The organism is Roseobacter sp. (genome assembly GCF_045106495.1).
Lineage (GTDB): Bacteria > Pseudomonadota > Alphaproteobacteria > Rhodobacterales > Rhodobacteraceae > Roseobacter.
This window is the reverse complement of sequence record NZ_JBGCEQ010000008.1, coordinates 1-12,578: the sequence shown is the minus strand read 5'-3', so window position 1 is coordinate 12,578 and position 12,578 is coordinate 1. Positions and strand designations below refer to the sequence as shown.

The window sequence follows — 12,578 nt, the reverse complement described above, 5'->3', positions numbered from 1 at the left end:
TAGATAACACTTTTCGCAGGACTTTCATGCCAATATGATGCTTCAAAAAGATCTGAAGTGGGCTATCCGTGGAGCAGAATTCAAAATGCGCTTAATATGTCCGAATTGCGGCGCGCAATATGACGTGCCCGATGACGTAATGCCGCCTGAAGGGCGTGATGTGCAGTGTTCGAACTGCTCGGAGACTTGGTTTCAGGCGCACCCTGAAGGCGACGCCGAACAAAGCTCGCCGACGGCGCCAGTAGTAGAAGAGCCTACAGAGGTCACAGCACCGAGAAACATTATCCAAGACGCGCCGCCTGAACCAGCAGATCAGGAAGCTGAGAAAGACGCACTGGCAACAGTCGAAGATGTGCCTCCGGTACCGGCTAGAAAGTCGCTGGACCCAGCTATTGTCAGTGTTTTGCAAGAAGAGGCGGAATTCGAAGTACGTGCACGCCAGAATCAAGAAACCGGCCCGGTTGAGACGCAGCCGGATCTCGGGCTGAACGACACAGAAGAGACGGTCGATACAAGAAACAGGGCACGTGAGGCGGGCCAACGCATAACGCGTATGTTGGAAGATGACGCCCGATCTGCGCCTGAGAAGACGGCGCCCGCTTCAACGGCAACGTCCGAAACAGTCGGCACGCCTTTGCCAGACATCGAAGAAATAAATTCCACCCTACGTTCAAATGAAGACCGTTCACCTGAAGATGATCCGGGCCAAACAGCCCAATTTGAAGCCCGCGAGCGTCAGAGTTTTGGGCGTGGCTTTTTCGTAATGGTTATCCTAGCGGCGCTTCTGACTTTGATTTACATCCTGGCGCCGGAAATCGCGAACGCCTTGCCTCAGGCCGAACCCGGGATTACAGCCTATGTCGAGATGGTAGATGGGTGGCGCGCCTGGCTCGATGGGCAGTTTGAGGGCCTGCTGACGTGGTTAGAACCAGCTGCCTCATCCGGCAGCAGTTAACGCACTCAAAAGCGATCCAGCAGACGTCTTAGATAGTCCCTCTCTTCCTCCGGACGAGCTGTTTCGCCCGAGCGGCGTCTGATTTCATCCAGTAACTCACGTGCGCGACCGTAAGCGTCGTCGTTCAGCGCCAGCGGACTGTTATCCCCGTTCGTACCGGAATTCCCGGACTCGCGGCCGAGAGGATCGCGGTTTTCTGCTCGGCGATCCGAAGGCTGGTTTCCTTGCCCCGGCTGTTGATTGCCTTCCTCTTCTGCCATCATCTCACCCAAGGCGCGCATTCCCTCTCGCAGGGCTTCCATGGCCTGACCTTGGTTGTCGATGGCTTCCGCCAGATCGTTTTCGCGCAGAGCCTCTTCGGCTCCGTCCATCGCGCGCCCTGCGCGATCCAGCGCGTCTCGCGCCGCCTCGCCTTCGGGCGTTCCGGCACCCGGCAGGTTGCCTTGCTGGCGTTGCAACTCATCGCGCAGGGCCTGTTGGCGATCCGCTATAGAGCCTCGCGGGTCACTGCCTTCTTCACCCTGAGATGGGTCGCCGCTCTGAGCGCCCTGTTGATCGCCATTTCCCTGGCCCTGACCTTGCTGGCCCTCATGGCTTTGTCCGCGTCCCTGCCCGCCGTTGCGTCCCTCGTTGCCTTCGTTCTCACCGGCTTGCGCGTCGGGATTGAACTGTTCTTGCAAGTCACGGAACGCCTGATCCGACAGGCCTTGTTGCTCGCGCAAGGTTTCTGACAGCCCTTCCATCGCTTGCTCGCCTGGGCTTTGCCCACCCTGGCCTTGCTGGCTTTGGGTGACGCGCATGTTCTCCATCATTTCCTGAAGTTCTTGAAGCGCCTGTTGCGCTTCAGCCATGCGGCCTTGCTCCATCAACTCCTGAATCCGATCCATCATGCGTTGCAGATCGTCCTGGGTCATCTGCATTGCATTATCGTTGTTGCCGGATTGGTTTTCGTTGTTTTCGTTTTGCTGACGCTGTGCCTGACGCGACAATTGCTGCAGATAGTCTTCCGTGGCGCGACGCAATTCGCGCATCAATTCGGCGATCTCTTCGTCCGACGCACCGTTTTTGATCGCTTCGTTCAAACGTTCCTGCGCGCGTTGCATCCGTTCTGCCGCATCCGCGAGATCTCCCTCTTCGAGGATGATCGCTAGATCCCACATCTCTTGGCTGAGGTCTTCTTGCATCTCATCGCTCAAGCCGTAAGTAGCAAAGGTTTCCAATTGGCGGATCACTTTGCGCAAACGCAAGGCGTCAGTCTGGTTGCGAAACAGGTCCTCGGGCAAATGGGCTGTGGCGCGTAAAATCTGGCTGATCCGACGGTTGTTGGCACGAGACCATAGGAGATCACGTCGTTGCTCAATCACAGCCGCCGCGACCGGATCGAAAAAGCGCCGACCGGGCAATACCATTGCACGCGGGTCCGTTTCAAACTCCTGTTCTGCGCCGTCAAGCACGGAAAGATGCACCAAAACGGGTAGATTTGCCCAAGGGTGTTCTGAAAAATCCTCAATCAGGTTTTCCTCAAAGGCTTGGCGATCCCCTGCAATAGGGGTTGGCAAGGGCACTATCAGATCGGGTCGATTTTCCGGATCTATCGTCAAGCCATAGCGCCGCTCGACAGACGCTAGATCAAGGGTAAACCGAGCCTCGCCTGCTTCGACGCCGTAATCATCTCGCGCCTCGAACGGCAGTGTCATTTCACCCATGGCGGATGCAGATGGGTCTTCCAGTACGGCGACATGCGGCGGTGTGTCCGGGATTATCTCAATCTGCCAAATGCGACCGCCAGGGCCATTGATTTCGACCGTCCCGTCTTGGACGACTGTGAAATCCTGTGCCGGATCAGAAGCAGGGGGCACGTCCGTACGACCCGAAACAGTTTCCGAGAGGGTCAGCGCGCCCACCTCGCCATAAAGACGCAGAGTGATGAGACTGCCTGTCGGAACCTTGAGCAGGCCCTCTGGAATGTCATTCAGATAAATCGTGGGCTTGCCGGTATAACGCGGGCTTTCCGCCCAACCTTCCCAGACCGGACCAGACGCTAGCCCGCCGCCGCCGGGTGTCATATCCCCAACGGAACCCACGCGCCAAATCGATCCGAAAAGGAGCGCGATACCAAAAACTAGCACCGCCAGATACCGCAGCGCGTAAGGGTCCTGGGCAGAAACGCGCAAATCGGCTGGAACAGGTTCCGCCATAGCCGCTCGCTGCGCCATCCGGGCTTGATGCGCCCGCCAGACTGTCGCGGAGGCTTCGTCGTCCACACCAATTGTTTGGGTATCAGCCAATGCCTGCAGCGGCCGCCCCGGTAAACTGGCATCAAGGCGGGCTACAGCCTGATCGCGCGTCGGCAAACGAAATGTGATGAAAGCGTAGCCTAAGGCGGCAAGTCCGCTCAGTGCCGCAACAACTGCAATCCCCCAAACCACCTCAACGGTGACCATGTCTTGCAGTCCCAGCATCAAAGCCGCCAAGACAAACAGGCACACAGACATCAAGGGCCAGAGGCTTTGGACCAACGCTTCCGCCAGCATCCCGACATAGGTGAGTCGCAATGGCCAGCGTACTGCATAAAAGATGCGTTTCACGTCATGTCGGGAAAATGAGGCCATCGTTTTTCTCCGTTCCGCGACGACAACCGCAAAAGACGGTCACAGCCATACTGGAAGTGTATCTCGATTTATCATTTCGTCAAAGGTCGGACGTCGGCGAATAACCGCAAATTGATCCTTATTCACCAAAACCTCCGGAATAAGCGGGCGCGAGTTGTATTCGCTGCTCATAACTGCGCCATATGCACCCGCTGACCGGAAGGCGACAAGATCACCTGCCCCTACGGGCGGCATCTCACGTTGCTTGGCAAACGTATCGCCAGATTCGCACACTGGCCCAACCACGTCGAACTTTACCTGTGCAACACCGGCGGCGGGTTCGCGAACTGGTATGATGTCGTGGTAGGCTTCGTACATGGCTGGGCGAATGAGATCGTTCATGGCCCCGTCGATGATCAGAAAATCACGATCTTCGCCGGATTTCACATAGATCACTTCTGAGACCATGATACCGGCGTTCCCGGCAATCAATCGGCCCGGCTCGATCTCGATCTCGCAACCCAGATGACCCAATGTGCGTTTGACCAAGGCACCGTAGTCCGAAGGCAGGGGTGGGGCTTGGTTATCGCGCGCATAGGGAATGCCCAGACCGCCACCCAGGTCGAGACGTCTGATATTGTGACCATCTTCACGCAACTGAGCCGTAAGTTCAGCGACTTTTTGATAGGCCAATTCGTAAGGTGCAAGGTCTGTCAGTTGGCTTCCAATATGGACGTCGATGCCGATCACATCCAACCCTTGCATCGAAGCCGCCAGTCTATAGACGTCGCGTGCGCGCGAAATCGGAATACCAAACTTGTTTTCGGATTTTCCTGTGGCGATCTTGGCGTGGGTTTTGGCATCCACATCGGGGTTTACGCGTATCGTGATGGGTGCCGTTTTTCCCATCGCCATCGCCGTGGCATTCAGAACTTCCATTTCCGGTTCAGATTCAACGTTGAATTGGCGAATTCCGCCCTCTAGCGCCAATTGTATTTCGGCCTGCGTTTTTCCGACCCCGGAAAAGACAATTTTGTCACCCGGAACACCTGCCGCCTTCGCGCGCAGATACTCGCCACCCGATACCACATCCATGCCAGCCCCGGCGTTCGCCAGTGTTTTCAGGATGGCCTGATTGCTGGCAGCTTTCATCGCATAGCAAACCAGGTGATCCAAGCCTTCAAGGGCTTCATCAAAAAGGTGAAAATGGCGCAGCAGCGTGGCCGTTGAGTAGACATAGAATGGCGTTCCGACGGCCTCGGCGATGTCTGCAACGGGCACATCTTCTGCGTGGAGTGCACCGTCACGGTAAATAAAGTGATCCATATCTCTGCCTTTGAACAATCGCTGGTGGGTCATAGCAGAAGCAGAGGCTAACGCAATCGCGGTCGCTGTGCCGAGCGGGCAAGAAAAAGGGCGGCCAAAGCCACCCTTTCCCGAACGTTAAATCAGATGATCAGGCAGTGCGCGCTTTACGGCGGCGTGCAACCAGACCGAAACCACCAAGACCGACCAGCATTAGAGGCAGAGCCGCCGGAACTGGTACAGGTGTCAGGCCATCTTCGAACACCAACGAGTCAATCGCACCGGAGCCTTCGTAGTTAATTGTAAAGAAGCTTCCAACGGTCAGGAATGTGGGATCGAATGTCACTTTGCCAGTTTCGCTTTCGCCCGTAAGGGTCAAGCTGCCCATGGAACCGCTGATGGAGTTTGCGAAATTCCATGTGTCATCATCGATCCCTGATGCTCCAACCAACGCAAGTTCAGGTCCGCTCGCCAGCGTGAAGGTGATTGTGCCCCCGCGCGCGCGATCGTTGGCCAATGGGTTATTGCCATTTTCGCGGATAATCAGAACATTCCCCGCGACACCGTTTTCGCCTTGTGCGGCGGGAATGATGTCACGGTCGCGCCTGTGATCGCTGGTTGAGCTGTCCTGAGTGTCGAACAGGATCGCTTCGTTAACAGAGGAAGTGATGTCGAAAACAGATGAACCAACGGTGATGCTTGTGAGAGCTTCGTTGGCAGTCAAGTCGTCGAAATCAAAAGTTAGAGTTGCAGCCGTTGCTGCCTGTGCTGCCGTCATCGCAAATATCGATACCGCAGCCACTTTGAGAATTTTAGTCATTAGTTGTACCCTTTACTAAACGCACCGCTCCAACTTGAACAAAGAACAGCGCAAACATGTGACGGTGGCCCGTCTTACCCCCGTCGGAAACTAACACGAAATTGGATCGCGCACAGCAAAAAGCGATATGATTGCTGCGTTAACCTTAAGATTTTTCTCGAAATAATCCGCCCGGCAATCGTATTACGAGAAAAATTCCATTTTAAAGAGTAATCATCGGTCGGCTGAAGACCTAAGGTACAAATACAGCGGAAGCCCGCAGCTCACGCCAATGCAAAAAGTTGCTGGAATGGCTACAAGTCCCCACCACCTGCGGTTACCAATTGATTCGGCAAGCACCCAAATCGTTAACGCCACCGCAGCGATTGTGAGATCCCAAACCAGACCGCTGGTTGCAGCATTGACATGCCATGCATCGACCATTGCCATCAGGTCATAGCCATTCTCGTTGAACCACCCAAGAAAGTAACTCATCGGGTGAATGGCCCCCCAAACCGCAAGAGCCAACCAAACAAGCGACAAATGTTTCATCTCAGTTCCCCTTCACGTAGCCGAAGGTTGCGTATCCAGATACGCTTACGCCGCTGGCGGGTTCAGGTTGTGACGTCTGACGCTGATCTGGCGACGAAACCTGCATGGATTTTGGCGATGTCCCCGTACAGGCGGCCAGAAGGCACCCGCTCACAAGCAACATAACAAACCGGATCAAAGACCCAACCATATGGACAGGGGCCCCTTGCCCACACCAACGGACGCGCTTGGATAAATGCCGTTTTGATTTATCGTCACACCGCCGTTTAGGGTTGGCCTCACCGGCTCTCCATCCACGCCGCAAGCGCACAAAGAGGTACAAAGGAGTATCGCTGCCAGCCGCTTCATCCGATCAATTCCTTCCATCGCAGGATTTGGGCGCGCACCTGAGAAGGCGCTGTTCCTCCATAAGAGGTACGACTATGCACGGAATTTTCCACCCCCAAAAAATCAAAAACCTCTGATGTAATCGCTGCGTGCACGGACTGCATGTCATCCAAAGAAAGGTCCGGCAGATCACAATTCTTGCTTTCGGCCAAAGCAACCAGACTGCCCGTGATGTGATGTGCATCCCGGAATGGCAGCCCTAAGACACGCACCAGCCAATCTGCGAGATCGGTAGCGGTGGAAAACCCGGACCCCGCAGCCGCAGCCAGACTGTCGCGGTTTGCAGTCATATCTGCCACCATCCCAGACATCGCCGCCAGAGCCAGCATCAGATTGTCGGCTGCATCAAAGACCTGCTCCTTGTCTTCCTGCATGTCTTTGGAATAGGCCAGCGGCAGCCCTTTCATCACCATCATCAGCGCCGTATTCGCGCCAAAGATCCGCCCCACTTTGGCCCGGACCAATTCAGCAGCATCGGGGTTCTTTTTCTGTGGCATGATTGACGAGCCGGTGGAAAACCGGTCACTCAACGTGACAAATCGAAACTGTGCGGACGACCAGATCACTAGCTCCTCTGCAAACCGGCTAAGGTGCATTGCGCAAATACTTGCAGCGCCCAAAAACTCTAGCGCGAAGTCCCGGTCACTGACGGCATCGAGCGAATTGGCAGCAGGCGCATCAAATCCAAGGGCCTGCGCCGTCATGTGACGGTCGATCGGGAAGGATGTACCTGCCAGAGCCGCAGCACCCAAAGGCGATGTGTTCATACGCACACGCGCATCTCTGACCCGGCTCAGATCACGGCCAAACATCTCGACATAGGCCATCATATGATGCCCCCAAGTGACGGGCTGGGCCGTCTGTAAATGGGTGAAGCCCGGCATGACCCAATCCGCGCCTGCATCGGCCTGATCCAGCAAAGCGCGGATAAGCACCAACAAACCACTTTCAGTGGCATCCAATTGATCGCGCACCCAGAGTTTGAAGTCCGTGGCAACTTGGTCGTTCCGGCTGCGACCCGTGTGCAGACGACCGGCAGGCGCGCCGATGATCTCTTTTAGCCGCGCTTCAACATTCATGTGTATGTCTTCAAGAGCCGCAGAGAATTGAAACGTCCCCGCATCAATTTCTGACAAGACTGTGAGGAGGCCTTCCCGAATGGCATCAACGTCGCTAGGTTTCAGAATGCCGGTTGCTCCCAGCATCGCGGCGTGCGCGCGCGACCCAGCTATGTCTTGTGCTGCCATACGTTTGTCGAAGCCACTCGAGGCGTTGATCGCCTCCATGATCGCATCCGGACCGGCAGAAAAACGACCGCCCCACATCTGGTTGGAGGCATTGGTGGATTTGGAGCCGAGCGTATCAGTCATCGTCTTGAACCCTTCGGAGGGGAAATGAAAAGAATAGTTGCAGCGCTCGTTTATACGGCCCTTGGCGCAGGCGCAATCATGGCTCCGAACGGCGCACGGGCAGATTTGGCGGAAGCCGCGCTTTTGCGCACAGGCGACATGAAAAAGCTGGTGGTTCACGAAGTACCCGAAGCGGTTTCCAAGGCTAATTTCGACCTCGCGGATGATGGCGGCAAACAGTCTCTCGAAGCCTACGAGGGCAAATACATACTCTTGAATTTCTGGGCCACATGGTGCGCGCCGTGCCGCAAAGAAATGCCGCAATTGTCCGAACTTCAGGCTGAATTGGGCGGAGATGACTTCGAAGTCGTAACCATCGCGACTGGTCGCAACTCACCAGCGGGCATCAAAAAGTTTTTCGAAGAAACTGGTATTTCGAATTTGCCCCGCCACCAGGATCCCAAACAGACGCTGGCAAGCCAAATGGGGATTTTTGGCCTACCTATTACAGTTTTGATCGATCCAGAAGGCCGTGAAATTGCGCGCCTGCGCGGTGATGCCGATTGGTCAAGCGACAGCGCAAAAGCAATTATCAAGGCCGTTCTCATCGAATAGAGTGGCGGGCTTGCTGACACTAAGACAACGTAGTCGTCCGTCCGGGAAAATAGAGTTTGCTGGAACTTAAGTTTTCCTTTTGCTTTGTTGCCCCATGCAAAGGATTTGCTCTTCGGTCTGGCGTCCGAAAAGCACACAACCAAAATAGTTTCGAATATTGCCTTTCTTCGGGATCAAGTTGAACACCTTTGAAGGTTGTTTGAATGCGGGTGCATTTGGGCGCTTGCGAACACAGAGTAATCCGTTAAGGCGCGCCTGACATTGCGGTGTTTCTTGCGCCACCAAGTGTTTGTTGTGCTTCGCAAACAAAGCATCGCGAATGGAAAATGGAGTGATCGGTTTTCCATTTTTAGTATTCCGGCCGCCAAGCCTTGCAGAACTGAAAGCCACTTGGAAAGGACGTTTTAAAGGGAGCTTCATGCGCCTTCGTACTGGCTTAGCTATTTAAGGCCAAAGTCGATTGTTGGAACTGTGGTGGGCATCTTCGATGCCTGAAGCAAGCTCAAGTTGCGCAATTGGCCCAGTCGAGCACAGTCTTTGTCCGCGTTGCCAAGGTGCGCGAACTGTTGCGAACCCGTAATCAAGTGGGAAATCCAATTCAAAAACGACCCCAACACTTTCAAAAAAACCAAGCCAGCTCACACCGCCTGAACTGCGCGTTTTCCCATCAGCTTCATGGACGTTTGTCATTTACCTATGGCGCCAACTTGGCTCGCTACAGCGCAATCCAGACCTAAATTGATGAAAAACTGTGCCGCGAACGAACCCAGGTTGAGCGTCGCATGGCTTTCGAAGGAAAATTTGTTGACAGTTGACAAAAAAGGCTTTGCGCTCTCTCCTAAAGAAAAATGACTGCTGCATGAGCAGCCTATCCAATGGGAGAACTTCAATGACCAAACCTAAGGAAAAGCCGTTTCGCATGACTGGCTCGATCACCAGGCGCTCCATTCTTACACGCGCGGGAGCATTTGGCGCAGTATCGCTAGCAGCGCCCTTTGTTGCGACCCCAGCCAGGGCTGCGGGCACTGTGAATGTATTGGCTTTCGGAGGCTATGAAGAACCCGGCATGCTTGACGCCTTCACCGAAAGCACGGGCATTGCCGTCAACCTCAAGATTCATGACGGGTCGGATGAAGAAATGATCGCGCTCATGCAATCGTCAGAGCCTGGCACCTTTGATGTGATCACTCCAACGAGCGCCTATATCCCCAAGGCAATCGAGGATGGAATTCTCGCAGAACTCGATCCGGATTCCTTCCCGCTGGATGACTATTTCAAGCTGATCGCGGAATGGCCCCCGGTGTGGAAGGATGGCAAACTCTACGCCATCGTGAACCGTTTCGGCTATTATGGGATCACCTACAACCACGACAAGTTCTCCGAGGCCGATGTATCGTCCTACGACATATTATTCGATCCTGCCGTCAAAGGTCGCGTGGCGCTGTTTGACTGGTTCCTGCCCAACATGGGCTGCATGTCCAAGTACAACGGCAACCCACTGCCCTACGATCTAGACACGGCAGCATTTGGTGCATTGACAGACACGCTCACAAGACTGCGCCCGCAGGTCGGGCTGGTTGGCAACACAAGCCAAGTCATCCAGGCAATGGCTGGTGGCTCTTACGATCTGGCCATTGCCGGCGAATGGGTGCAGGCGGGCATGTTCGACGACGGTCTGCCTTTCAAGGCACTGGTGCCGGAACAGGGTGGCGTGACTTGGGATCAGGCGGTCTGTGTATCCGCGACAACGCCCAACAAGGACAATGCAGCCAAGTTCGTGCAACATGTCACTGGACCGGATTTCCAGGCAAAACTGGCTGTTGCCAAGACATATTACAGCATGGTTCCCAACAAGAACGCTGCGTTGAAATTGCCAAATGACAAACGAGCGCTGTTGAACCTGAGCGACATCGACAAATTCGACGAGGTATTCATGGCCAACCTTTCGCCGCGCAAGGATCCCGCCAACCGGGGCGATTGGCTCAACGCGTGGGAGGCGTTCAAGAATACTTGAACGAAAGTACCAGCAACATATGGGACAGTATGACCTGATCGACCTTTCGCAGACTATGGAGCCGCATTGGGCGTGGGACAGTTTTCCCTTGGTCTCGCAGACTTATTCAGAGGGTGACGAGTTTCAGGAGTTTGGCCTGCGATGGAGTGGACGGGGCTTTACCTATGCCTCGGCGCCGGGTTGGCACATCGCGAACCAACCCACGCTCGACGATCTTCCGATTGACCTCTTTGCGGGAGTGGCGACGGTAATCGACCTGTCAAAAGCCGCCACTTCCGGACAGGTCAACGCCGGCGCCCTGACTGACGCGATCGGGAAGCGCGAGCTGCGCGGACTTGTCATCCTACGCACGGGCCATGCGGATCAGACGCCGTTACGGCGGCGCGAATACTGGACCGATACGCCTGCCCTGATCCCGGCGATCGCTGAGATGCTACATGAGCGCGGCGCGCGCCATGTCTGCGTGGATGTCTCCTGCGATCCGATCCCGGCACGCCGGACTGACAGAACCGGCGGCATCCTCAATCCAAATGAGGCCTTTCGTCAGCGCGCCCATGCCATGGGCTTGGTTGTGACGGAGAACCTGACAGGGCTGGAAACCCTGCCAGATGAAGTCTTTCTCTTCGCCCTGCCTTTGCGCGGGGAAGGTTTGACCACGGCACCATCGCGCCCGGTGGCAATGCTGGACTGGCCTTCGGACAAGCCGGAAATTCACGATGTTTCCACTCCCTACCAGAACCACTGGCGCTGGCGGCTGGAGATTTGGCGCAGCATCACCCAACACCCCTTTGAGGACCAAACCGAGTTCATCCAGACCGGTCACGGTTACACGCATTGTGACGCTCCCCGCCATATGGAACGCGACGGACCGACGATCCAGGATCTGCCGCAGCAGGGGCTAGGTCTGTTTCTGGGACCTGCCTGGATTGTGGACCTGTCGGATCTGCCACTGTCAACCCCGATTACGCTTGAATTGATCAAGGAACGCGCCGGGGATCCGCCCCCGGGCAGCCGCATCATCCTGCGAAGCGATCTGACCAACCGGCTGGGTTATGGGTCAACGAGGTGGCACACGCACGCTCCCAATATCGAGGTACCGGCGGCGGAATGGCTGGTCTCCCGAAAGCCGGACGCCATTTGCCTCGACTTTCCGCAAGACCACGTAGCCCGTGAAATGCCCGGGCGACATGTCTACAACCACGAATTCGTGACCCACCATGCGATCCTCGGGCAAGGCGTGCCCTTTATTGAAGATCTCCGGGACCTGGGAGAGATCACCCGGCGCGATCCATTTCTGGCTGCCATTCCGCTCAAAATGACATGCATCGACGGCGCGCCTATGCGCGTTATCGCGTTGGAGTGGTAGACTATGGCCCTTGCGCCATTGCGAAACCCTTGGCCAACTGTGCTGCCCGCCGTAATTCTGACAGCGGCATTCTTCCTGCTGCCCTTTGCCAATATGGTTCGGCTCAGTCTGATCACGCCAGAGGGGGCCGGCCTTGGCAACTACCTCGCATTCTTCGAGCAGGCGCATCAGGCTGACGCACTCTGGCGGAGCCTCCAGCTGGCGGTCATGGCAACGGGAGTATCGGCGCTTGTGGCCTGGCCGCTTGCCTTCTTCGTCGCGTTCTGCGTCGCCGCACGCTGGCGTTACCTGGCACTGCTCGTCTTGCTGGCCCCTTTCTGGACCAGCTTCACGATCCGCGCATTTTCATGGCAACTGGTTCTGTCTGACAACGGTGTGCTGAGCTGGGCGCTGTCAGGTCTCTGGGGGGCGCCGGTTTCGCTTGGCATCCTCTACACCATGACGGCCTCCGTTTTCGGGCTGTCGCTCTTTGGAACCATGCTGACGACGCTCACGCTGTTCGGCGCGCTGACAGCCATTGACCGGCGCTTGATCGAAGCCTCCGTCAGCCTCGGGGCAGGTCCTTGGGCGGTGTTTCGCGACGTAATCTTTCCGCTGGCCCGGCAAGGTTGGCTGGTCGGGATTACCCTCACGTTTATCATCTGC

The 12,578-nt window shown here is 55.9% G+C and carries 11 protein-coding genes; 5 read left to right on the top strand and 6 right to left on the bottom strand.

The window, feature by feature from the left end; genetic code table 11:
• Window positions 1-85 precede the first annotated feature (85 nt).
• Window positions 86-955, top strand: a complete 870-nt coding sequence (locus AB8B75_RS06440; RefSeq protein ID WP_405360773.1) for a zinc-ribbon domain-containing protein — start codon at window positions 86-88, stop codon at window positions 953-955.
• A 5-nt stretch (window positions 956-960) separates the two neighbouring features.
• On the opposite strand, the gene AB8B75_RS06435 is transcribed toward AB8B75_RS06440, so the two are convergent.
• The 5 genes from AB8B75_RS06435 to argH form a co-directional block, all read right to left on the bottom strand.
• Window positions 961-3,567 (bottom strand): TIGR02302 family protein, encoded by a 2,607-nt coding sequence (locus AB8B75_RS06435; RefSeq protein ID WP_405360771.1) that lies wholly within the window; start codon window positions 3,565-3,567, stop codon window positions 961-963.
• Between the two features lie 39 nt (window positions 3,568-3,606).
• On the bottom strand, window positions 3,607-4,872 hold the full coding sequence (gene lysA, locus AB8B75_RS06430; RefSeq protein ID WP_405360769.1) for a diaminopimelate decarboxylase: 1,266 nt from the start codon (window positions 4,870-4,872) through the stop codon (window positions 3,607-3,609).
• Between the two features lie 130 nt (window positions 4,873-5,002).
• Window positions 5,003-5,671 (bottom strand): VPLPA-CTERM sorting domain-containing protein, encoded by a 669-nt coding sequence (locus tag AB8B75_RS06425; RefSeq protein WP_405360767.1) that lies wholly within the window; start codon window positions 5,669-5,671, stop codon window positions 5,003-5,005.
• 213 nt (window positions 5,672-5,884) lie between these two features.
• On the bottom strand, window positions 5,885-6,202 hold the full coding sequence (locus AB8B75_RS06420; protein WP_405360765.1) for a DUF2834 domain-containing protein: 318 nt from the start codon (window positions 6,200-6,202) through the stop codon (window positions 5,885-5,887).
• Between the two features lie 344 nt (window positions 6,203-6,546).
• A complete protein-coding gene (argH, locus tag AB8B75_RS06415) occupies window positions 6,547-7,959 on the bottom strand; it encodes an argininosuccinate lyase (RefSeq protein ID WP_405360763.1) in 1,413 nt (470 codons plus the stop codon).
• Window positions 7,960-7,983: 24 nt separating this feature from the next.
• Between argH and AB8B75_RS06410 the strand changes: the two genes are divergently transcribed.
• Complete coding sequence (locus AB8B75_RS06410; RefSeq protein ID WP_405360761.1) at window positions 7,984-8,553, top strand: TlpA disulfide reductase family protein; 570 nt, start codon at window positions 7,984-7,986, stop codon at window positions 8,551-8,553.
• 66 nt (window positions 8,554-8,619) lie between these two features.
• Here the strand turns inward: AB8B75_RS06410 and AB8B75_RS06405 are convergent, their stop codons facing one another.
• The gene (locus AB8B75_RS06405; protein WP_405360759.1) at window positions 8,620-8,973 is read right to left on the bottom strand and encodes a hypothetical protein; all 354 of its coding nucleotides are present in this window, start codon (window positions 8,971-8,973) and stop codon (window positions 8,620-8,622) included.
• A 469-nt stretch (window positions 8,974-9,442) separates the two neighbouring features.
• Here AB8B75_RS06405 and AB8B75_RS06400 point away from each other — a divergent pair, with 469 nt between their 5' ends.
• The 3 genes from AB8B75_RS06400 to AB8B75_RS06390 all read left to right on the top strand — a co-directional run.
• Window positions 9,443-10,567: a PotD/PotF family extracellular solute-binding protein gene (locus AB8B75_RS06400; RefSeq protein ID WP_405360757.1), complete on the top strand. Its 1,125-nt coding sequence runs from the start codon at window positions 9,443-9,445 to the stop codon at window positions 10,565-10,567.
• A 19-nt stretch (window positions 10,568-10,586) separates the two neighbouring features.
• Window positions 10,587-11,933 (top strand): cyclase family protein, encoded by a 1,347-nt coding sequence (locus AB8B75_RS06395; protein WP_405360755.1) that lies wholly within the window; start codon window positions 10,587-10,589, stop codon window positions 11,931-11,933.
• Window positions 11,934-11,936: 3 nt separating this feature from the next.
• On the top strand, window positions 11,937-12,578 hold a 642-nt coding region (locus tag AB8B75_RS06390; protein ID WP_405360753.1), incomplete at its 3' end, for an ABC transporter permease.